This window comes from Mesorhizobium sp. M1E.F.Ca.ET.045.02.1.1, from assembly GCF_003952485.1.
Classification (GTDB): domain Bacteria; phylum Pseudomonadota; class Alphaproteobacteria; order Rhizobiales; family Rhizobiaceae; genus Mesorhizobium.
In genome coordinates this window covers 3438420-3460187 of the sequence record NZ_CP034447.1, presented here as the reverse complement: position 1 = coordinate 3460187, position 21768 = coordinate 3438420, and the positions used below count along the sequence as shown (strand labels likewise).

The following is a 21768-nucleotide window of genomic DNA, read 5'->3' as shown; positions in this document are numbered from 1 at the left end:
TCCAACTGAGCAATTCCAGGAACGTGCTCAGCGGTTTCCCATACGGAATTGCTTAGAAAACAAGCACATGGAACGGAAGTCCAAACCGAGCCGCGCCAAAGAGGAAAGGAACGACCATGAAGGAATTCCAATGCGGAACACTCGTCCCGGGCTGTGACTGGCACACGCGCGCAGAAGAAGAAGCGGAGGTCATGCGCCGCGCGGTCGAGCATCTGCGTGAAACGCATGGCGAAACCATCATCCGCGAGACGATGATCGAGGCGATCCGCTCGCGCATCCAGAAGGTCCGCGACGCGGCCTGAGGCGTTGGCCGGCTGCAATCGCCGATTCTGCGCGACACCACCGACAAGGACAGCGAGCGGGATGCAGCATCCGGGCGCATCCCGCTTTGCGCGCGGCGATCTGCCCCGATCGCCGACAACCGGCTTCAATCCCAAAGATTTCAAGCAAAAACTTATATTCGTGCCGGCTGGGATAACCCCGCGGTAACGGTCTCCATGCGAACGTCAGGTGCATGATCCGGCCACGGCGGCTGCCCGAGGAGCCGTTTGCCACAAGGCGCGTCCGGATCCGACGGGACGAGGTGCTGCGCGCATGCGCGAAAAGTCCGACAATCGAAGTGGTTTCGGTGCAGCGGCACTCCTGCTGTGCGCATTCCTCGGTGTCTCGCCGGCGATGGCGCAGGAAATGACCACGTCGCTCGTCGATATCCACCAGGGGTCTTGGCTCAGCGACCGCGCGAGGGGCCTCGGCAATGGCGGCTACGAGTTGCAGGACGGAAGCTGGGTCTCGTTCAATCGGTGGTACCACAGCAATTGGGTCGACATGCATGTCGATTTTCTCACGCAGCTCACCGAAAACAGCGGCGTCCTGTGGGGATTTGGGACCGGGGAACAAGCCGAGAAATACCGCATTGCGCCGAGCTTCAAGCTCGGTTTTCTCACCCAGACTCATCCGAGCCTGAACAGCACCCTATCCCTTTCGGTTACCTCGACCTTCGGCGGCAACCTGACCGAAAAGCCCTGCGTGGCCGACTACGGGGATCTGGGCACCTATAGCGTCAACTGCCGGCTCGCGGCCGGCGAGACGGCGCCTGAGGAAACGCTGAAATATCTGGTTAACGCTACACCCGAAAGGCTGCGCCTGTGGCTCAACTACCGTGTTACTTTCTGATCGCCGGGAGGTCGCGCATGAGAAGTCTTCTTGCTCCCGAAGTCTACGATCGTCCGTCCTCGTTCCTGTTTGACTGGGAGTAAGAGCATGTCTGGTAATTTCTGGAAGTTCGGCATTGCCGCGGCGCTCGTCCTTTTGCCGGCGTCCATCGCCTCGGCGCAGGAAGCCCTCGACGCGGACGAGGCGGCCGCGTTGTGCCACGGCGGTGGATCCATATGCGTGAGCGCGAGGATCCCGGTCGCAAAGGCAACGACCCAGGCAGTACAGAGCTGGATGAGCCCCGACGTCGGCGCCGCATGGGCAGCCGGCTACAAGGGCAAGGGCGTCACCATCACCATCGTCGACGACTTCAGCAGTTCATCGCGCTTCTCCGGCAATTTCGGGCTCGGCGTGCAGACCCAGCGGCATGGCGAATGGACGCGCGAGGAGGCAAGCATGATCGCTCCCGCGGCGACCATTCGCTCCAAGGATTTCTCGACGAGTTCGGCCGTTCCGCTGGCACGCGGCCGTAACGTGCTCAACCTCAGCTACGGCATGTACACCACCGCGGGCTACAGCGTGAGCCAGATCTGGTGGGCCCCGGAGGAGTCCTCGATCATTTCCTACGCCACCAAGGGATCGGCCATCGTCTCGAAGGCGGCAGGCAACGACTCGGTCGCCGTCGGCGGGGTGACCGGCGGCCAGCAGGACTATCTCGACCTCGCCCTGATCGGCAAACCGACGGCGATCTTCGTCGGCGCGCTGTCGACAAACGGCACTGCGTCCAGCAAGGCTCAGCTTGCCTGGTATTCCAACTATGCCGGCTCCGACCCGGCCGTGCAGGGCCACTTCCTGGTGGTCGGCGTCGAAGGCGACAAGACTGGCCTTTACGGCACGTCCTTCGCCGCGCCGATCATCTCCGGATACGCCGCGATCATCGGCAGCAAATTCACCAAGGCGACGCCGGTTCAGATCACCAACGACCTGCTCAACACGGCCCGTACCGACACACTGGTCAATTACGACCCGTCCATCTACGGCAAGGGCGAGGCAAGCCTTTCGCGCGCGTTGGCCCCCGTGTCGATACGTTGAGCCGCGGCGATCCTACGGCTTGCCGCGCTAGGCCTCGAGTGCCTTCGCGGCGCGCTTGAGCAGCGCACCGCGATCCATGGCGAATCCGGAATCCACCCATTCCTTCTCGAGGTTCTTCAGCGTCGCGCCAAGCTTCGGGCCGGGTGACGCGCCGAGTTCGGTCAGGTCGGCGCCCTTGATTGGAAAGGTCGGCTTTTCCCATTTCAAGGCGAAGCCTAGCAAGCGGGAGTAACCACCGGCTTCCAGCATGGCCTGATTGTCCTCGACGGCACGTGTCCGCGCGGCGGCGAGAGCGAGCCGAAGCCGATCGAGGAAACCGTCGCGGTTTCCGAAATAGAGCCTCTTCGCAAGTTCCGTCTCGGTTGTCTTGGATTCCGGCGAAGCCGTCAGCGCCCATTGCTTGAGCCGTTCGCCCTCGCTGGTCGAAAATCTCAGCCTTTCGGCAAGCACCTTCATGCGCGCGGCATCCGGCGGCACCATTGCCTCCAGCCTGAACAGCGGATCGGCATTCCAGCCGAGATCCTTTTCGGTCCTGACCAGCCCATGGATGGCGTCAATGCCCCACTTCTCGCTCTCCGGCAGCACGGCGGTGAGAACGCCGGCCTGGCGCATCCACAGCAGTGCGCGCGACGGATCGGACGCCGAAAGCAGCTTCTTCAACTCGGACCAGACGCGTTCGGCCGAAAGCCGGCTGAGCCCGTCCTTCAGCCTGGCGCAGGCCTTCAACCCCTCGGCATCGGGGCGGCCGTCGCCATACCAGGCGAAAAAGCGGAAGAAGCGCAGGATGCGCAGGTAGTCCTCGCGGATGCGCGCTTCCGGCTCGCCGATGAAGCGCAAACGCCGCGCCTCGATGTCGGCGACGCCGCCGACGAGGTCGACGACCGTCCCGTCGGCGTCGGCATAGAGCGCGTTGATGGTGAAGTCGCGGCGCTCGGCGTCGAGCTTCCAGTCGCGTCCGTAGATCACTTTCGCCCGCCGGCCGTCGGTCTCGATATCGGCTCTGAGCGTCGTGACCTCGTAGGCCTTGCCGCCGCCGATCGCCGTGATCGTGCCGTGCTCGATACCGGTCGGCACCGTCTTGAAGCCGGCGGCCTCGGCGCGCCGGATGGTCTCCTCGGGCACGGTCGTGGCGGCGATGTCGATGTCGGCGACCGGCTGGCCGATCAGCGCATTGCGCACCGCGCCGCCGGCCACGCGCGCCTCCTCGCCGCCCTCCTTCAGCGCGGCGAGCAGCCGCTGCAGATGCTTTTCACCGAGCCAGTCCGCCCTGCCCGAAAGAGACACCTCGGCACTCACGCATAGAGCCTTTCATAGAGCGTGCGGATGATACCCGCGGTGACGCCCCAGATGCGCTGGCCGCCATAGGGCATCTCGTAGAAGAACCATTCGAGGTCGTTCCACATGCGGCTGTCGCGCGCATGGTTGGCCGGGTCCATCAGGAAGCGCAGCGGCACTTCGAAGGCGGCGTCGACCTCGTCGGCATTGAGCGTCAGCGAAAAGCCGGGCCGCACCACGGAAAGCACCGGCACGATGCGGTAGCCGCTGCCGGAAACATAATCGGGCATCCGGCCGATGATTTCGATGTGGCCGCGGTCGAGGCCGATCTCCTCGAAAGTCTCGCGCAGAGCCGCGGCATCGGGGCCGGGATCCGTCGGATCGATCGTGCCGCCGGGGAAGGCCACCTGCCCGGAATGGCTGCGCAGCTTCTCGGCGCGCTTGGTGAGCAGCACGGTCGCGCCATCGGTGTGATCGATGACCGGGATCAGCACCGCGGCGTCGCGCAGCGGCTTTATGTGCTTCAGCCTGGGGTGGCCGGGATTGAAGCGATGATCGCCGAACTCGTCGCCGGCTTGCACCTCGGCCTGCGCCGCGGCGCGCGCGCGAAAATCCGCGATCGAGAACGGCACCGGCGCCACCTGGTCCATCACCCGCTTAGCCGCTCGAGTTTTTCGGCCGGCATGATCGGATAGACCTCGCCGCCGGAGCGGACGGCGAACATTGCCTTGCCGTCGATATCGATCTCCTCGCCATGTTCGACAAGCTCATACATCACGGGCCGCGCCACCAGCGCCTCCAGCCGACCGCGCACCAGCACATAGGGCTTGAGCCCGCCCGTCGCGTCCTCGTCGACGAAGCGCAGCGGATGGCCGGCTCCGGCCGTGACCACGTCGCCGACATTGGTGCGGAAGGTGATGACCTGACCCTCGCCGGTCCCCGACACGTTCATCTCGACGGCGATGAAGGGCGCGTCGGCGACGCGGATGCCCACGCGCTCCACCGGCGTCACCAGGTAGGTTCTGCCGTCGGCATCCTTGCGCAAGACGCTGGAAAAGAGCTGCACCAGCGGCATGCGCCCGATCGGCGTGCCGAGATAGAACCAGGTGCCATCGGCCCTGATCTCCATGTCGAGATCGCCGCAGAAGTCCGGATTCCAGCGCTCCACCGGGGCCGGTCCCTTGCCGGCGCGCGCCGCGCGCGAGATCAGCGCTTCCAGCCCACGCGCCTCGGTGGCGCCGGTCAAACTCTGTTCGCGATGCTCGACACGTTCGGTCATGGTCACGAAATAGTCACTGTTGTCCCGATTGTCAGCCTTGTCGGCCCAAGTCTGTGATTTAAGTTCGAATGCAGACGCCAGGAGAGGCCGAATCGCGGCATTCTGCGACTTTGAGAATGCAGGCCGGTATTTCCAACCACAAGGATCGAACGGCATGAGCGTGATGATCAAGGAAAGCCCGTTGAGCGACAAGGCGATGATCGAGGAGGCCGAGAAGGCGCTGGCCGACATCTCGAAGGCCCGCGACGCCGTCGGGAGGGTGATCTTCGGCCAGGAAGCCGTCGTCGAACGCACGCTGGTGGCGTTGCTTGCCGGCGGTCACGCGCTGCTCGTCGGCGTGCCGGGTCTCGCCAAGACCAAGCTGGTCGAGACGCTTGGCATCGTTCTCGGTCTCGATTCCCGCCGCGTCCAGTTCACGCCCGATCTGATGCCTTCCGACATCCTCGGCTCCGAGGTGATGGAGCAGGACGAATTCGGCAAGCGCTCCTTCCGCTTCATTTCCGGGCCGATCTTCACGCAGCTTTTGATGGCGGACGAGATCAATCGCGCTTCGCCGCGCACGCAGTCGGCGCTGCTGCAGTCGATGCAGGAGTATCACGTCACCATCGCCGGCGCCCGATACGACCTGCCTTCGCCCTTCCATGTGCTGGCGACACAGAACCCGCTGGAGCAGGAAGGCACCTATCCGCTGCCCGAGGCGCAGCTCGACCGCTTCCTGATGCAGGTCGACATCCTTTACCCGGATATCGAGGCCGAGCGCCGCATCCTGCTCGAAACCACCGGCGTCGAGGAGGCCAAGGCCGACAATGTGCTGCAGCCGGCTCGGCTCAAGGAAATCCAGACGCTGATCCGCGGCATGCCGGTGCCCGAGAGCGTCGTCGAGGCCATTCTGAAGCTGGTGCGCTCGGCCCGTCCGGGTCAGGGCAATGCCGACACCGACAAGCACGTCGCCTGGGGTCCGGGTCCACGCGCCAGCCAGGCGTTGACCCTGTGCGCCCGGGCTCGCGCACTATATGATGGCAGGTTGGCACCGTCGGTCGACGACATCCGTGCCTTGGCCGAGCCGGTGCTGCAGCATCGTATGGCGCTGACTTTCGCTGCCCGCGCCGAAGGCACTTCCGTGCGCGACGTGGTGGCGAAGCTGGCAAAAGGCATCTGATGGGTCGAATAGGCGAGGTCCAGGCACCGGTTGCGACGCGCGACGCGCTCGCCCGTGGTCGGTTGCGGGCCTCTTTGGTGCCGGATCTGCTGGTCGAGGCCCGCCGCATCGTCAACACGGTGATCGCCGGCTGGCATGGCCGCCGCAAGCGCGGCATCGGCGAGAATTTCTGGCAGTTCAGGCCCTATGTCGAAGGCGATTCCTCGCGCATCGACTGGCGCCGCTCTGCCCGCGACGATCATACCTATGTGCGCGACCGTGAGTGGGAGGCTGCCCACACGGTGTGGCTGTGGGCGGACCCCTCCCCCTCCATGCTTTACAAATCCGCGGGAGCCAGCGTTTCCAAGGAATCGCGCGCGTTGGTGCTGGCGCTCGCAATGGCCGAGCTTCTGTCGCGCAGCGGCGAGCGCATCGCCTGGCCGGGCCTCACCGACCCGTTCACGGCCCGCAACGGCGCCGAACGCATCGCCGCCCAGCTCAGCCACGCCGGCGCGCTGCCGGCCAAGCCCGACCTGTCAGCCATCCGCCGCTTCTGCGATATCGTCATCGTCAGCGATTTCCTCGATCCGGTCGAGGAAACCATGGGCTGGCTCGACGTGCTCGCCCGCCATGGCGTGCGCGCGCATCTGATCGAGGTCGCGGACCCGGCCGAGGAGACCTTCCCCTATGCCGGCCGCACCGAATTCACCGATCCGGAAACCGGCGACAAGCTGACCGCCGGCCGCGCCGAGATGCTGGGTGAGGAATACCGCCTGCTCTATACCGCCCGCCGCCAGGAACTGGCCGGCTGGTGCAGGCGTCTCGGCTGGAGCTTCACCGTCAACCATACCGACCGCCTCGCCTCCGAAGCGCTGGTGCGTATCCACATGGCGATGACCGCCGACAGCACCCGTCCAGGGCTGACCTCCAGTCATGCCGGGTTGACCTCCGGTCATGCAGGGCTGGCTGCCGGCGCCAGTCATGCGAGGCTGACCGCCAGTGGCGGTCTCGCCGGAAAGGCGGTCGCATGAGCTGGCTGCCGCTTTCCTTCGGCGCGCCGATGGTGCTGTGGGGCCTGCTGGCCCTGCCGGTGATCTGGTGGCTGCTGAGGCTCACGCCGCCCAGGCCGCAGACCGAGGTCTTTCCGCCGCTGAGAATCCTTGCCCGGGTCCTCAGGCGCGAAGAGACGCCGCATCAAAGCCCTTGGTGGCTGACGCTGCTTCGCCTGCTGATGGCTGCCCTCGTCATCGCAGCGCTTGCGGAACCGGTCTTCAATCCGCGCGAAAAGCTGCCGGCGGAGGGCTCTGCGCTGGCGTTGGTCATCGACAATGACTGGGCAAGTGCGGCCGATTGGGGCAAGCGCGTCGCCACCGCCGAGCGGCTGATTGCCGATGCCGGCTCGAACGGCGTGCCGGTCGTCATCGCCTTCACCGCCGAGAAACCCAATGCCGAGATCGGCCCTTTCGATGCGTCGGCCGCGCTTGATCGGCTGCGCGCGGCAAAGCCGCGTCCGATCCCGACCGACCGCCCCGCCGTCTATGCCCGTGTCGCCGCCACATTGGAGCGCCTGCCGGGTGCCAGCGTCGCCGTGCTTGCCGATGGCCTGGCGGCCAACGGCGACGAAGCGGCGTTCAAGATGCTTCTGGAAAAAAATGCCGCGCGGCTGGTCTGGGCCACCTCCGACCGGATCTCGCTCACCGGCCTGACCGATGCCGACAACCAGGTCGACGGCTTTGCGCTGACCGCCATCCGCGCGCCGGGCGATCCGGCGCCGGCGCAGGTCACCGCGGGCGCCTTCGACGACAAGGGCCGCCGTATCGCCGACGCGACGCTGACCTTCGCGCCGGGCGAAACCACCGCCACCGGAACGATGGCCGTGCCGTTCGAATTGCGCAACGACTTCGCTTCGATCGCGCTCGACGGCGAGCACCAGGCCGGCGGCGTGCGCGTGCTCGACGAAAGCTCCAAGCGCCGCCGCGTCGGGCTCTTGTCGCAGGCCGAGGCCGACCAGGCGCAGCCGCTCTTGTCGCCGCTCTACTACATTCGCCGCGCCCTGCAGCCCTTCGCCGATCTGGTCGAGCCGTCGAGCGCCGACCTGGCCGACGCCATTCCGCAGCTTCTCGACCAGAAGCCGGCGATGATCATCATGGCCGATGTCGGCACCATTCCCGAGCAGGTCCGGCAACGGCTGGTCGACTGGGTGAACAATGGCGGCACGCTGGTGCGCTTTGCCGGCTCCCGGCTGGCCGCCGCCGGCAATGACGACGACCTCTTGCCGGTCAGGTTGCGCAGCGGCGAGCGTGCGCTGGGTGGCGCGCTGTCCTGGACGACGCCGCAGCAGGTCACCGAATTCCCGAAGAACGGCCCGTTCGCCGATCTCGCGCCGCCAACCGAGGTGACGGTCAGCCGGCAGGTGCTCGCCGAACCCACGCCCGACATCGTCGAGCGCACCTGGGCGACGCTGGCCGACGGCACGCCGCTGGTGACAGGTATGAAGAAGGGCAAGGGCACGCTCGTGCTCTTCCACGTTACACCCGAAGCGACCTGGTCGAACCTGCCGATCTCCGGCAGCTTCGTCGAGATGCTGAGGCGCATCGTGCAACTGTCGCGCAACCAGGGCGCGGCGGTCGCCAATGCCGAGGCCACGGCCGCATCGCTGGCGCCCTATCGCATGATCGGCGCCGACGGCGCGCTGGTGCCGCCGACGCCCGATGCGCGGCCGCTCGTGCCGGGCGCCGGGCCGTTGCCGGTGACCCTGGAAAACCCGCCCGGCCTCTACGGCTCGGAGACAGGCGTCTTCGCCCATAACCTGCTCAATGCCTCCAGCACGTTCACACCGCTTGCCCGGCCGCAGATCTCGCTGCCGGTGACCGCCATCCCCTACGCCTTCGACGAATCGGAGAATCTGAAAGGTCCGCTGGTCACGCTGGCCCTCCTGCTGATGCTGCTCGACACGCTTGCCGTCTTGTGGATGGGCGGGCTGTTGTCGCGCCGGCCGCGACGCGCCGCGGCGACCGCTGCTGCCGTGCTGATCGTGCTTGGCGGGCTCTTCGGCCATACCGATCTTGCCCGCGCGGACGATTCGAAGCCCGGCGACTCCCAGGCTATCGAGGATATTTCGAAAACCCGCATCGCCTATGTGATCACCGGCGAGCCCGGCGTCGATTCGATCAGCCGCGCCGGACTCGAGGGCCTGACCCGCTTCCTGGTCGAGAAGACGGCGCTGGAGCCCGGCCCGCCGGCCGGCGTCGACATCGCCAAGGATGAGTTGACCTTCTATCCGCTGATCTATTGGCCGATCGACGCCACCGCGCCGATGCCGAGCGAAGCGGCGATCGCCCGCATCGACGCCTACATGCAGCAGGGCGGAACGGTTCTCTTCGACACGCGCGACCAGTTCTCCAACGGCATCGACGCGGGCTCGGCAAGCCCCGCCACCGAACGGCTGCGCGACATCCTCGCCAATCTCAACGTGCCGCCGCTGGAGCCCGTGCCGTCGGACCATGTGCTGACGAAATCCTTCTTCATCCTTCCGGAGTTTCCGGGCCGGTTCAACGGCAGCCCGCTCTGGGTTGAGGCCTCGCTCGACGCCAGTAATACCGAGAACCGTCCGGTGCGCACCGGCGACGGCGTTTCGCCGATCATGATCACCGCCAACGATTTCGCCGGCGCCTGGGCCGTCGACGAGAACGGCGACCCGATGCTGCCGACCGTGCCGCCGGATCCGATGCAGCGCGTCTACGCGCTGCGCGCCGGCGTCAACATCATGATGTACATGCTGACCGGCAACTACAAATCCGACCAGGTCCATGTGCCCATCCTGCTCGAACGGCTGGGGCAGTAGTTCATGAACTGGTCGATCTCCTTCGAACCGCTCGTCTCCTGGCCGCTGTTCGGCCTTGTCATCGCGCCGCTGCTGTTGCTTGCGCTGGCCGGCCTGTGGTTCCGCCGGCGAGGCTCGTTCCTGCGCTTCATCGCCCTCGTCGCGCTCGGCGCGGCCCTCCTCAACCCGGTTTTCCTCGATGAAGAACGCGAAGCGCTGAAGAGCGTCGTTGCGGTCATCGTCGACCGCAGCCAGAGCCAGGACATCGGCGACCGCACCAAGCAGACCGACGAGGCGCTGGCCGGTCTTCAGCAGCGTCTCGGCCGCTTCAAGCAGTTTGACGTGCGCATCGTCGACGCCGGCAAGTCGGAAGTCGCCGACGAGCGCACCGAAACCAGGCTGTTCAGCGCGCTGGAGGGCGCTTTCCGCGACGTTCCGCCCTCACGCATCGGCGGCGCGGTCATGATCACCGACGGCGAGGTGCATGACGCGCCGGCCGGCGCTCCGGACTTCAACGCGCCGCTGCATGCGCTGATCACCGGCAACGAGCATGAGAAGGACCGCCGCATCCGCTTCGAGAACGCGCCGCGCTTCGGCCTCGTCGGCAAGCCGCTCGACATGAGCTACCGCGTCATCGCGAGCGACGGCCAGACCGGCCCCGTCGATGTGCGGGTTTCGGTCAATGGCGAGCAGGTTTCGGTCGAGCATGCGACCATCGGCCAGCCGATGAAGCTTGAGGTCACCATCCCCAATGCCGGCCGCAACATCGTCCAGCTCGGCATCGACCATGAGCCGGGCGAACTGACCGACGCCAACAACCGCGCCATCGCGCTCGTCGACGGCATTCGCGAGAACCTGCGCGTGCTCCTGGTCTCCGGCGAGCCGCATGCCGGCGAGCGCACATGGCGCAATCTGTTGAAATCCGACGCGTCGGTCGACCTTGTCCATTTCACGATTCTGCGTCCGCCGGAAAAACAGGACGGCACGCCGATCAACGAACTGTCGCTGATCGCCTTTCCGACGCGCGAACTGTTCGTCGAGAAGATCAAGGATTTCGATCTGATCATCTTCGACCGCTATCAGCACCGCGACGTGCTGCCGATCCTCTATTACGACTACATCTCCGAATATGTCGAAAAAGGCGGCGCGTTGCTGATCGCCGCCGGCCCCGAATATGCCGGAGAGAGCTCGATTGCCCGCACGCCGCTGATGTCGGCCCTGCCGGCGATGCCCAGCGGCGAGGTCGTCGACAAGGCCTTCTATCCGCGTCTCACCGATCTCGGCCAGCGTCACCCCGTCACGCGCGGGCTCGACGGCTCGGCCACCGAGCCGCCGCGCTGGAGCCGCTGGTTCCGCACCATCGGCGTCAAGAATCCCGAGGGCGAGGTGGTGATGAAAGGGGCCGAAGACCGCCCGCTGCTTGTGCTCGACCGCAAGGGCGAAGGCCGGGTCGGCATGCTGCTTTCCGACCAGGGCTGGTTGTGGGCGCGGGGCTTCGAAGGCGGCGGGCCGCATGTGCAGCTCTATCGCCGCATCGCCCATTGGCTGATGAAGGAGCCCGAACTGGAAGAGGAACGGCTGACCGCCGATGGTCGCGGCATGGTGCTGGAGATCCGCCGCCAGACGATGAGCGACGATCCTGGTCCCGCCCAGGTGATCACGCCTTCCGGCAAGGCGATGACGGTCAGGCTGCAGAAGTCCGAGCCCGGCATTTTCACGGGCAGCCTGCAGACCAGCGAGATCGGCCTCTATCAGGTGGGCAATGGCGATCTCACCGCTCTTGCCCATGTTGGTCCGATCAACGCGCCGGAATTCTCCGACGTCGTCTCTACGGAAGACAAGTTGAAAGCATCGGCTGAGGCGACCGGAGGCAGCGTGCGCAGGCTGGCGCCGTCGTCCATGCTCGGCAACCTTTCCGGCGGCGTGGCCCTGCCTTCCATCGTGCCGGTCCGCTCCTCGGGCGCGGCGTCGGGCGATGACTGGATCGGCCTTCGCACCACCGACGACAGCACGCTGAAGGCCGTCTCGCGCGTGCCGCTGTTCGGCGGCTTCCTCGGTCTCGGCCTGCTGCTGCTGGCGATCGGCTCGATGTGGTATCGCGAAGGAAGGTAGCGGCACCTCTCCTTCTCCCCTTTGTTTGGACCGGGGACATCGCGAACAGGTGTGCGAAGACATCGCGAACAGTTTTGCGCGTTTTGCGCGAGGGGGTTCGGGATGCCATTCGAGGCCAGAAGCGTGATGAGCCAGAAAGAAGAGTTCGTGAGATTGGCGCTGGCGCCTGGCGCCAATGTGAGCGCGTTGTGCCGGCGCTTCGGCATTGGCCGGACCTGTGGCCACAAGTTGCTTTCGCGCTATCGGATGGAAGGGGCGGCCGGCCTGGCGGAGCAGTCTCGGCGACCACTGTCGAGCCCGGCACGCAGCGCGCCGGAGGTGGAGGCGGCAGCCGTTTCGGTGCGTGTGGCGCATCCAGCCTGGGGTGGGCGCAAGATCGCGCGAGTGCTTGCCCGCGAAGGCATCGGCACGCCGGCGGCCTCGACGGTCACCGGCATCCTGCGCCGCAACGGTATCGAGCTGGGGGCTTTGGGCGGCGGAGCCCAGCCTTTCATTCGCTTCGAGCATGCCGCCCCCAACCACCTGTGGCAGATGGACTTCAAGGGCCACGTTGCCTTGCGCGCCGGCCGGCTGCATCCGCTTACCGTGCTCGACGACCATTCGCGCTTCTCGATCGCGCTGTCGGCCTGCGCCGACCAGACCACCGAAACCGTAAAAGCCCGGCTGATCGCCGCCTTCCGTCGCTATGGCCTGCCGTGGCGCATCGCCACAGACAATGGTCCGCCTTGGGGCGATGGCGGCCGCAACGACTTCACCTTGCTCACCGTCTGGCTGATCGAGATTGGCATCGCCGTCAGCCACTCCAGGCCTTGCCATCCGCAGACGCTCGGCAAGGACGAGCGCTTCCATCGTTCGCTCAAGGCCGAGGCATTGCAGGGACCGCCCTTCGCCAATCTCGCCGAGGCTCAGGATGCATTCGACCAGTGGCGCCACGTCTACAACGCCCAGCGTCCCCACGATGCCTTGGGCGGCGGCGTGCCGCTCGATCGCTACCAGGCCTCGCCGCGCCAGTATCGCGAAACAGTCGAGCCGTTCGAATATGCCAAGGACGATCTCATCCGCCGCGTTCAGCAGCACGGCTTCGTCTCCATTCTCGGCCGAACCATACGCTTGTGCCGGGCCTTCGCCGGAAAGTCCGTCGCTTTCCGCCCCACCGCCACCGACGGCGTCTTCGACGCCTGGTTCAGACATCAGAAAATAGAAACCATCGACCTCAATGCCCTCGCCCGATAGCATGCAAAACTGTTCGCGATGTCTTCGCACACCTGTTCGCGATGTCCCCGGTCCAAACACCCTTGTGGGAGAAGGTGGATCGGCGCGCAGCGCCGAGACGGTTGAGGGGTGCTGGAAGGAATGAGACGTTGGCGTTCCCTGGAGCACCCCTCATCCGGCCGAGCTTCGCTCGGCCACCTTCTCCCACAAGGGGAGAAGGGAAAAGGGTACCGCCCTACTCTTCCGGTTCGGTCGTGAACAGCAGCGGATAGCCCTTGGCCTTGCCGGCATCGGTTGCTCGCGTGGCCTTGGTTTCGGCGACGTCGCGCGTGAAGACGGCGACCACGCAGACGCCGCGCGTGTGCGCCGTGATCATCACCCGATGCGCCTGATCCTCGCTGAGCTTGAACTCACCCTTCAGCACTGTCACCACGAACTCGCGCGGTGTGAAGTCGTCATTGACCAGGATGACCTTGTAGAGCTTTGGCCGCTCGGTTTTCAGCTGCGTCTTGGTACGGGGTTTGAGGACAGTTTCAGGCATTGGAATCCGCCGGTTGTGAACTCAGCAATTCCAGGAAAAGTGCTCAGCGGTTTTCCGTCCGGAATTGCGCGAAAATAGCTGTGATTGTTGCTTCCACTTTAGTCATGCAGGGAAGCATTCGCCCATTTGCCCGCCGTAGCGGCGCGGGCAAACATCCGACCTTATGTGGGAAAGCACTGTTTGCGGTTCAACGGCCCTGCCGGCCGATCGTGCGGCGCATCGTTTTATCGAACCTGCCGGAGCCGCCATCGTCCATGTCGGAACCACGCTCCATGAACGCGGTGACTATCCAGGCGGCGAAGCCGACCAGCGTTGCGCCGGTGAGCACGATCAGGATCCAGCTCTGTGCCGGCGTGATGTAGTCGAAGCTCGACGAGATTACCGGCGCGAAAAGCTCCGGCTCGGTCCTGCCGCTGGCGGGATCCGGCACCGGGCTGGCTGTGAAGATGATAAGCGCTCTTGCCGCCGCGGTGGCAACCAGGCCGCCGAGCGTCAGCGAACGCATCAGGGACGAAAACCGCTTCCTCATGCGGATTGTCCTACGACACCGGCATTGCGATCGGGTTAAGGATCAAGCTTTCGCGGCGGAAGCTGCCGGGGGTGTCGGCTTCGGTCGCCAGAAACCGCCCCAGCCGAAACCGGCTGGAGCGGTTTTGTAAGGTAAGGTGCCGAGACCCGGATCAGGTCTTCGGAGCATCCTTCTTGTCGGTCTTCTTGACGACCTTCTTCTTCGAAGCCTTCTTGTGCTTCTTCGCGGCGACTTTCTTCACGGGCGGCTTTGCCGTGCTGTCAGCCGGAGCGGTGGTCGTGGTCGAAGCAGCCGGAGCAGCGGTCGTCGTGGCGGCGGCGTTGCCGAGAGACGGCATCGCGAAGGCGAGAGCGACGGCGAGACCGGTGGCGGAGAGAATGGACTTCTTCATGGCTTCATTTCCTTTTCATGCGGGTCGAGGAAGGTGAGCGTCACTGAACCGGGTCGATCGGTGTCACTCCAAGCAGCTTCAAAGCATTTGCGAGCATCCGGATGCCCTGTGCCTGTTTCTTGGCGGCGCAGAACCGGTTTCCCTTTCTTTGAAGTGCCTTCGCCGCGGTGACCTGCGTTGCCGCGGCATGGGTTTCGAGGGCTTCGTCAACTTGACGGCTGAGGTTGGTGCAGCGCTCGGCCCGGGTCAGCGACGTCACCTTTGCGTTGGAGGCTCCGACCGCGGCTGTGATGAGCGACATGCTGAGCAAAGCACCCATCAAGCTGATCCAGAACCTCTGCATTGGTCTTGCCCGTTACTCCGGAAACTTGCGTCGCAGCCGATGACCTGACCGCCACGACACCGGTTATGCCCTTGATTTTTTTCACGAGTTTTTCCCAACTGTAGAATTTTGTTTCTGAATTGTTTCTGGGGAAGCCAGCTCTTCCCAAATCGTCGCCGCTGGCCAACATGTGGCCCGAATTCTATCGTGTGGGTGATCACCGAAGGACGGCTTGACTACAGCAATCGCGGGGTTCTCGTGAAATCCGACGCGCACATACTGATCGTCGATGACGACAAGGGCATACGGGACCTGCTTCAGGAATTCTTCCAGAAGCGGGGACTGCGCACGACGGTGGCCGCCGACGGCGCCGAGATGGAGGCGATCCTGCGCCGCGTGCAGGTCGACCTCATCGTGCTGGACGTGATGCTGCCGGGAAAAAGCGGGCTGGAGCTTTGCCGCGAGATCCGCGCCAATTACACCACACCGATCATCATGCTGACCGCGGTGACCGAGACGACGGACCGCGTCGTCGGCCTCGAGATGGGCGCGGATGACTATGTGCCGAAACCCTTCGATCCGCGCGAGTTGCTCGCCCGCATCCGCGCTGTTCTGAGGCGCAACGGCACCGCCGAGCCGCGCCGGCCCGCCGCCAAGCAGATCTACCGGTTCGCCGGCTGGACCATGGATTGCTCGCGCCGCCGCCTGACGGCGCCCGACGACGTGCGGGTGGAGCTGACGATGGCCGAGTTCAATCTGCTGCAGACCTTCGTCAAGAGCGCGCAGCGCGTGCTCACCCGCGAACAGCTCATCGAGCTTTCGGGTGGCGACACCGGCTACAGCTTCGACCGCAGCGTCGATATCCTGGTGAGCCGCCTGCGCCGCAAGATGGAAGACGACCCGAAGACGCCGAAGCTGATTCTGACCGTGCGCAGCGGCGGCTATCAGTTTCTGCCCGAAACGACCTCCGAATGAGACGCTTCCTGCCGCAAACCCTGCCGGTCTGGGTGCTGCTCATCGTCATCGCCAGCCTGATGATCAGCCAGGTCGCGACGCTCTATATCGTGGCGCGCGACCGCGCTGCCGCCAACGATGTGGTTGATCTCTACCGGCTGAACGACCGCGCCTATTCGCTGGTGCAGCTGATGCATGACGCCACGCCCGAGGAGCGCAAGGCGACCGCATCCGGCCTGTTCAATGCCACCTATGCGCTGACCGTTTCGGACACTCCTGCCGTCACCTCCTCGATTGCCGGCGACGACCAGCTTGCCGAGCTGGAGGACATTCTGGTCGGCCGCCTGTCCAAGTTCGGCATCACCGACGCGCGCGTGCGGCGCGATCCGGCAACGCAGGAAGCCGATGTCCCGGACGGCCAGGTGATGAACAGGGATGTCGGCCAGGTCGAGCGCGATCTTCTGGTGCTGGCCGCGGACTTTGCGCAGAGCGACAAGCTGACGGCGTCGCTGCGCTTTTCCGACGGCCAATGGCTGAACTTCACCGAGCCGATCACGCCGGCGGGGCCGATCCTGAGTTGGGACAGCCTGCCGCTCTATTCGCTGATAGCGGGATTGATCGTGGTCATGTCGATCTGGTCGCTGCGCCGGCTGACGGCGCCTTACCGCATGATGGAGACCGCGGTGAACCGCATCGGCAACGACCTGAAAAGCCCGCCGATCGCCGAGAGCGGCAGCCGCGAGATCCGTGCCGCGGCGAAAGCGGTCAACGCCATGCAGATGCGCCTGCGCGACTATGTCGAGGACCGCGAACACCTGGCGGCAGCACTTGCGCATGATCTGCGCACGCCGCTGACCAGGATGCGGCTGCGTCTCGAGTTGCTGCGCAAATCAGCCGCTCGCGAAGCCCTTGCGCATGACCTCGCCGACATCGAAAGCATCGCCAGTTCGGTGATCGACTTCGCCAAATTCGAGGTCACGGAGGAAAAGGCCGAGCGGATCGATTTCTGGTCGCTGGTGGAATCCGTCGCCGACATGTTCGAGGATGCTTCCTTCGACGAAGACGCCACACCTTCGCGCGGCCTGATCTGCATCGCGCGGCCGGTGGCGCTGCGCCGCTGCATCACCAATCTCGTCCAGAACGCGGTCACCTATGGCAAGAAGGCGCATATCGGCGTGCGACGGTCGGGTGATACGATTTTGCTCACCATCCGCGACGAGGGGCCGGGCATCCCGCAGGCAAAGCTGGATCAGGTGTTCGCTTCCTTCGTGCGCCTCGAACAGTCGCGCAACCGCGAGACCGGCGGCCTGGGTCTCGGCCTCACCATAGCCCGCAACATCGCTCGCGGCGCCGGCGGCGAGATCAGCCTTTCCAACCATCCCGCCGGTGGCCTGCTGACGGAGCTGTGCCTGCCGCTGGCAGCTTGAGTCAGGAGGCGTTTTCCCGACTGCCGTCGGGACTGGATCGGCCTCGCCATCCTTGTGATAGTGCGGCCGCTCTCTACAGCGCCGCGCGTCCTCTTGCGCAAAGGACGCTGCAGCACTTCAATTTGGTGGATGATCCTTTCCGAACCGAAGGTCAGCAAAGCAAAAATCGATTCCGATTTTCGGGGTCATGCACGAGGAAACCGCTCCATGTTCTATGCGATCCTTGCCTATCACGTCGAAGAGACCGTCCAGTCCTGGACGCCCGACGAGGATGCAGCCCTCATGAAAGACCTGCTCGAGATCAACGACAGGCTGACGCGCGCCGGCAAGCTGGGGCCGGCGGCAAGGCTGGGCGAGACCGCTAAAGCGGTCACGCTGCGCGGTCCGGGCGACGGCATGGTGATCGACGGTCCCTTTACCGAGACAAAGGAGCAGTTGCTCGGCCTCTATGTGCTGGATTGCGCGGACCAGGACGAGGCGATCGCGGCGGCGCGCGATCTCAAGCGCGTCAATCCCACCGCGGTCTACGAGATACGGCCGATCGCCCTTTATCTACCCGGCGCGCCGCTGGCCTGATTCCAGGAAAAGTGACGGTTCACCGCAGCGGGCGGCGGCCGCGAGCCGCGACATCGGCGGGAGCTTCATCGGCCGGATACCCGAAATCCTTCAGTTCCGACATCGACAAGCCGGCCAAAGCCCTGCGCTGCATGGCATCCTGGTACCGGCGCCGGAGCCCGACGAAGATCGTCGCGATATTGGCCGCGAGCGTGCCGGCACGGCGGGTGGTCGGCTGGAAGGTCCTGAGGCTGATGTAGGTCATTGTCATTCTCCCTCGTTCGAACTCACGAGGGCAATGTCCCACCGGCGCGCTTTGCCAATGTTCATCCAAGCGTGAAACCGTAGGAAAAACCGCGCTAAATCGTCGTTAAGTCGGTGGCGGGACGTGATATTCTGCCCATGGCTTTTTTCACGGGGGCAGGAGTGCGCATCCGATTGCTTGGCGGCATCGAGGTTGTCTTCGCAGGCGGGCAACCTCTGCACTTCGCGACGCGCAAGACGTCGCTGCTCTTTGCCGCGCTCGTTCTGGCCGGGCCCAAGGGCCTTCGCCGCGAGAGGGTGGCGGCGATGCTGTGGGCCGGCAGCGGCGAGCAGCAGGCGCGAAACAGCCTGCGCCAGGCTCTGGTCGACATCAGGCGGCTGTTTCCGTCCACCGGCGACGAAGCCATTCGCATCGAAGGCAGTGCCGACACCATCTGGCTGGCGGCGAATGCCGACGAGGCCGACATCTGGATTTTCGACCGGAACTGTCAGGCCGATGAAGGCACAAGCCTCGCGGCAGCGGCCGACCTCTATCGGGGCGACCTGCTCGACGGGCTGTCGTTCGCAGGCGAGATCGACGAGTGGCTCGCGCCGCTTCGGGCCAACTACGCCCGCAAGGCGCTGGAACTGGCCGAGCGGCTGAGCCTCTTGCCGGAGTTGGGTTCGCGCGAGGAATTGGCCTGCGAAGCACTGGCCGAACGGCTGGTGACGCTCGACCCATGCGCCGAGCAGGCCCACCGTGCACTGATCCGCATCTTCCGCCGCCGCGGCAAGACCAACGATGCCTTCCGTCAGTTCCTGGTCTGCAAGGAAGCGCTGAAGCGCGAGCTCGGCGTCGATCCCGAAGAAGCGACGCGGGCGCTGGTCGAACGCATCGAAGCGGAACCGACAGCCAAAGGCAGACCGCCCGAGGTCGAACCGTCCGGCCTGGAAGTGAAGGCGGAGCCGCCGCGTCCGGCCGTCTCGGTGCCGGAAAAGCCATCGATCGCTGTCCTGCCGTTCCAGAACATGAGCGATGACGCCGAGCAGGAATATTTCACCGACGGCGTTGTCGAGGAGATCACGACGGCGCTGTCGCATGTGAGCTGGCTGTTCGTGATCGCGCGGAATTCCGCCTTCGCCTACAAGGGCCAGGCGGTCGACGTCACCCGCGTGGCACGCGAGCTCGGGGTGCGCTACGTCCTGGAGGGCAGCGTCCGCAGGGCCGGCAGCCGGCTGCGCGTGGCAGGGCAACTGGTCGAGGCGGCGGCGGGGGTGACTCTGTGGGCCGACCGGTTCGAAGGCGACGTCTCGGAGGTGTTTGAACTGCAGGATCTCGTCGCCTCCAGCGTTGTCGGCGCGATTTCGCCGAGGCTCGAGCAGGCTGAGATGGCGCGCGCCAAGCGCAAGCCCACCGAAAGCCTCGACGCCTACGACCACTATCTGCGCGGCATGGCGAGCCTTTACCGCTGGACGAGGGAAGGGCTGGAGGAAGCGCTGCCGCAATTCTACAAGGCCATCGAGCTCGACCCCGATTTTGCCTCAGCGGAGGGCGCTGCCGCCTGGTGCTATTTCTGGCGGATGGCGAATCGCTGGATGACTGATCGGCAGAAGGAGACCGCCGAGGTTTCCCGGTTGGTCGGCAACGTCGCGATCTCCGGCCAGGACGACGCGGTAGCGCTGGCCTTCAGCGGCCTGGCGCTGGGCTATGTCACCGGCGACTACGAGGCCGCCTTGGCACTGGCCGACCGGGCGCTCGTGCTGAACCCGAACTGCGCCACCGCCTGGAGCGCCAGCGGCTACCTCAAGGCCTGCTACGACGATCCCGACATCGCCATCGAGCACCTGTCGCGGGCAAGACGGCTGAGCCCGCTCGATCCGCTGACCTTCTTCATGCAGACCTGCACCGCCTTCGCCCATTTCGTGGCCGGCCGCTACGACGTCGCCTGGCCGCTCGCAGAGGCGGCATCGCGCACGCAGCCATATTATCTCACCGGCCTGCGCGTCGCGGCCGCCTGCAATGCCATGGCCGGCAGGCTGGATGCCGCGAGCAAGCATATCGCGCGCTCGCTGGCGCTCGACCCCGAACTGACGCTTGCCAACCTCACACACGTGGCGGGCCATATCAGGCCGGCCTATTTCGCCAAATATTTCGAGGCGCTGCGGCTGGCCGGCCTGCCCGAATAGACACGTCTTGGTGCATCGTCTTCAATCCGCCAGCGCCGCGGCCTCGACTTCCTTTCCAAGGCGAAGCGTTTCGCGCACGAGCAGGTCGAGATCGTCACGCCGCGTGCGGTGGTTGGTGATCGCCACCCTCAGGCAATGCCGGCCGTGCACGGTGGTGTCGGACAAGGCGGCGATGCCTTCTTCCTGCAGCCTGAGCATGATCTCGGTGTTGAACGCCTTGAGCCGTTCCTCGGACGCACCGTCCAGGCGATGGCGGAAGCAGACGATGTTGATGGTGGTCGGCGCCATCGGTTCCAGCGCCGGCTCCGCCTCGATCAGAGCGGTGAGATGACGAGCCTGGGCGATGTTCTGGTCGATGAGGCGCCCGAACTTCTCCACCCCGTGCTCCTTGAGCGCCATCCAAATCTTTAGCGCGCGAAAGCCGCGCGATGTCTGCAGGCCGTAGTCGTGCAGCCATTGCCCGGAGGCGAGCCCACGCGGTGTCGATTCCAGGTATTCCGGGGTGACGGCGAAGGTGTTGCGGTGGGCAGAAGCATCGCGAACCAGCGCACAGCCCGCCTCGAACGGCGCGTGCAGCCATTTGTGCGGATCGAGGGCGATGGAATGCGCCTGCTCGATGCCGGCGACGAGCGATCTGTTTTCAGGCGCGATGGCAATCAGTGCGCCGATGCAGCCGTCGACATGGAACCAGAGGTCTTCTTCCGCCGCCAGCGCGGCCAGCGCCTTGAGGTCGTCGATCGCGCCGGTGTTGACGGTGCCGGCGGTGCCGATCACGCAGGCTGGCTTGAACCCTGCCGCGCGATCCTCCGCGATGGCCGCCCTGAGAGCGTCGACGTCGATGCGCAAACCGGCATCGGTCGGAATCCGTCGCAGCGCCCGGTTGCCGAGGCCGAGCGCTTCCATCGCCTTGCGGTGGCAGGAATGGACCTGGTCCGACGCGTAGAAGCGCAACGGTTTTGGTATCGCGCCTACGCCCCTTTCGCGAACATCGACGCCCGCCTTGACGTTGCGCGCCACGGTCAGTCCGATAATGTTGGCCATGGAGCCGCCGCTGACCAGCGTGCCGCCGGCCGAGACCGGGAATCCGACCATCTCCTTGCACCAGCCGACCACCTGGCTGTCCATCAGCCCGGCGGCGTGGTTGCCGCCGCCGAGGTTCGAGCCCTGGATCGCCGCCAGGAAATCGCCGAGCGCGCCGGTGAAATTGCTGGACCCCATGTACCAGGACCAGAAGCGCGGATGGATGTTGCCCATCGGATAGGCCATCACGTTGCGGGCGACCTCGCCATACACATCGGCAATCGGCGCCGGTTCGTGCGGCAGCGGTGCCGAAAAGAAACTGCGGACCTCGGGCGGCATCTCGCGCCACACCGGACGATCTCGGACATCCTTGAGATAAGCGACGGCCTCCTCGACGATCCGATGCGACAGGGCCTGCATTTCGGCCCAATCCGGCGGATCGAGCGTTTCATCCATCACCGCTGTTTCCTGCAAGGTATCCATCCGCTCCTCCCCCCAAAAGGCATGCGATCATTT

21 protein-coding genes are annotated in these 21768 nt (G+C 65.2%); 12 read left to right on the top strand and 9 right to left on the bottom strand.

The window, feature by feature from the left end; all coding sequences use genetic code 11:
* Positions 1 to 116: 116 nt before the first annotated feature.
* The 3 genes from EJ070_RS16700 to EJ070_RS16690 all read left to right on the top strand — a co-directional run bounded on the left by EJ070_RS16700 (position 117) and on the right by EJ070_RS16690 (position 2244).
* Positions 117 to 302 (top strand): DUF1059 domain-containing protein, encoded by a 186-nt coding sequence (locus tag EJ070_RS16700; protein ID WP_040970995.1) that lies wholly within the window; start codon positions 117 to 119, stop codon positions 300 to 302.
* Positions 303 to 594: 292 nt separating this feature from the next.
* Positions 595 to 1173 carry a hypothetical protein gene (locus EJ070_RS16695; protein ID WP_126092350.1) on the top strand — a complete coding sequence of 193 codons (579 nt, stop codon included), beginning with the start codon at positions 595 to 597 and terminating at the stop codon, positions 1171 to 1173.
* Positions 1174 to 1260: 87 nt separating this feature from the next.
* Entirely contained in the window at positions 1261 to 2244 is a 984-nt protein-coding gene (locus EJ070_RS16690; RefSeq protein ID WP_126092349.1) for a S8/S53 family peptidase, read from the top strand.
* 27 nt (positions 2245 to 2271) lie between these two features.
* Here EJ070_RS16690 and EJ070_RS16685 read toward each other — a convergent pair whose 3' ends face one another.
* From EJ070_RS16685 to EJ070_RS16675, 3 genes are read right to left on the bottom strand one after another with little or no spacing between them, the layout of a single operon-like run.
* A complete protein-coding gene (locus tag EJ070_RS16685) occupies positions 2272 to 3540 on the bottom strand; it encodes a CCA tRNA nucleotidyltransferase (RefSeq protein ID WP_126092348.1) in 1269 nt (422 codons plus the stop codon).
* A complete protein-coding gene (locus EJ070_RS16680) occupies positions 3537 to 4169 on the bottom strand; it encodes a CoA pyrophosphatase (protein ID WP_126092347.1) in 633 nt (210 codons plus the stop codon). The genes EJ070_RS16685 and EJ070_RS16680 overlap by 4 nt, the downstream gene beginning before the upstream one ends.
* Positions 4169 to 4798: a DUF1285 domain-containing protein gene (locus EJ070_RS16675; protein ID WP_126095793.1), complete on the bottom strand. Its 630-nt coding sequence runs from the start codon at positions 4796 to 4798 to the stop codon at positions 4169 to 4171. Before EJ070_RS16675 ends, EJ070_RS16680 begins: the two co-directional genes overlap by 1 nt.
* Positions 4799 to 4952: 154 nt before the next feature.
* Here EJ070_RS16675 and EJ070_RS16670 point away from each other — a divergent pair, with 154 nt between their 5' ends.
* The 5 genes from EJ070_RS16670 (at position 4953) to EJ070_RS16650 (ending at position 13104) form a co-directional block, all read left to right on the top strand.
* Complete coding sequence (locus EJ070_RS16670; protein WP_126092346.1) at positions 4953 to 5957, top strand: MoxR family ATPase; 1005 nt, start codon at positions 4953 to 4955, stop codon at positions 5955 to 5957.
* The gene (locus tag EJ070_RS16665; protein ID WP_126092345.1) at positions 5957 to 6967 is read left to right on the top strand and encodes a DUF58 domain-containing protein; all 1011 of its coding nucleotides are present in this window, start codon (positions 5957 to 5959) and stop codon (positions 6965 to 6967) included. The genes EJ070_RS16670 and EJ070_RS16665 overlap by 1 nt, the downstream gene beginning before the upstream one ends.
* The gene (locus EJ070_RS16660; protein WP_126092344.1) at positions 6964 to 9780 is read left to right on the top strand and encodes a DUF4159 domain-containing protein; all 2817 of its coding nucleotides are present in this window, start codon (positions 6964 to 6966) and stop codon (positions 9778 to 9780) included. The genes EJ070_RS16665 and EJ070_RS16660 overlap by 4 nt, the downstream gene beginning before the upstream one ends.
* A 3-nt stretch (positions 9781 to 9783) precedes the next feature.
* Entirely contained in the window at positions 9784 to 11871 is a 2088-nt protein-coding gene (locus tag EJ070_RS16655) for a hypothetical protein (RefSeq protein WP_126092343.1), read from the top strand.
* Between the two features lie 102 nt (positions 11872 to 11973).
* Positions 11974 to 13104, top strand: a complete 1131-nt coding sequence (locus EJ070_RS16650; protein ID WP_126091168.1) for an IS481 family transposase — start codon at positions 11974 to 11976, stop codon at positions 13102 to 13104.
* A 214-nt stretch (positions 13105 to 13318) separates the two neighbouring features.
* Here EJ070_RS16650 and clpS read toward each other — a convergent pair whose 3' ends face one another.
* The 4 genes from clpS to EJ070_RS16630 all read right to left on the bottom strand — a co-directional run bounded on the left by clpS (position 13319) and on the right by EJ070_RS16630 (position 14887).
* Positions 13319 to 13624: an ATP-dependent Clp protease adapter ClpS gene (clpS, locus tag EJ070_RS16645; protein WP_126092342.1), complete on the bottom strand. Its 306-nt coding sequence runs from the start codon at positions 13622 to 13624 to the stop codon at positions 13319 to 13321.
* A 187-nt stretch (positions 13625 to 13811) separates the two neighbouring features.
* On the bottom strand, positions 13812 to 14153 hold the full coding sequence (locus EJ070_RS16640; RefSeq protein ID WP_189350550.1) for a hypothetical protein: 342 nt from the start codon (positions 14151 to 14153) through the stop codon (positions 13812 to 13814).
* Positions 14154 to 14304: 151 nt separating this feature from the next.
* The gene (locus EJ070_RS16635) at positions 14305 to 14544 is read right to left on the bottom strand and encodes a hypothetical protein (RefSeq protein ID WP_126092341.1); all 240 of its coding nucleotides are present in this window, start codon (positions 14542 to 14544) and stop codon (positions 14305 to 14307) included.
* A gap of 40 nt (positions 14545 to 14584) precedes the next feature.
* Positions 14585 to 14887 carry a hypothetical protein gene (locus tag EJ070_RS16630; RefSeq protein WP_126092340.1) on the bottom strand — a complete coding sequence of 101 codons (303 nt, stop codon included), beginning with the start codon at positions 14885 to 14887 and terminating at the stop codon, positions 14585 to 14587.
* A gap of 237 nt (positions 14888 to 15124) precedes the next feature.
* On the opposite strand from EJ070_RS16630, the gene EJ070_RS16625 reads away from it, so the two are divergent.
* The 3 genes from EJ070_RS16625 (at position 15125) to EJ070_RS16615 (ending at position 17823) form a co-directional block, all read left to right on the top strand.
* On the top strand, positions 15125 to 15841 hold the full coding sequence (locus EJ070_RS16625; RefSeq protein WP_126092339.1) for a response regulator transcription factor: 717 nt from the start codon (positions 15125 to 15127) through the stop codon (positions 15839 to 15841).
* Positions 15838 to 17247, top strand: a complete 1410-nt coding sequence (locus EJ070_RS16620; RefSeq protein ID WP_126092338.1) for an ATP-binding protein — start codon at positions 15838 to 15840, stop codon at positions 17245 to 17247. The genes EJ070_RS16625 and EJ070_RS16620 overlap by 4 nt, the downstream gene beginning before the upstream one ends.
* A 207-nt stretch (positions 17248 to 17454) precedes the next feature.
* Positions 17455 to 17823: a YciI family protein gene (locus tag EJ070_RS16615; RefSeq protein ID WP_126092337.1), complete on the top strand. Its 369-nt coding sequence runs from the start codon at positions 17455 to 17457 to the stop codon at positions 17821 to 17823.
* Positions 17824 to 17842: 19 nt separating this feature from the next.
* Here the strand turns inward: EJ070_RS16615 and EJ070_RS16610 are convergent, their stop codons facing one another.
* Positions 17843 to 18067: a hypothetical protein gene (locus EJ070_RS16610; RefSeq protein WP_126092336.1), complete on the bottom strand. Its 225-nt coding sequence runs from the start codon at positions 18065 to 18067 to the stop codon at positions 17843 to 17845.
* A gap of 137 nt (positions 18068 to 18204) precedes the next feature.
* On the opposite strand from EJ070_RS16610, the gene EJ070_RS16605 reads away from it, so the two are divergent.
* A complete protein-coding gene (locus EJ070_RS16605) occupies positions 18205 to 20232 on the top strand; it encodes a BTAD domain-containing putative transcriptional regulator (protein WP_245464902.1) in 2028 nt (675 codons plus the stop codon).
* Positions 20233 to 20253: 21 nt separating this feature from the next.
* Here the strand turns inward: EJ070_RS16605 and EJ070_RS16600 are convergent, their stop codons facing one another.
* Positions 20254 to 21735, bottom strand: a complete 1482-nt coding sequence (locus tag EJ070_RS16600; protein ID WP_126092335.1) for a pyridoxal-dependent decarboxylase — start codon at positions 21733 to 21735, stop codon at positions 20254 to 20256.
* Between the last annotated feature and the right edge of the window lie 33 nt (positions 21736 to 21768).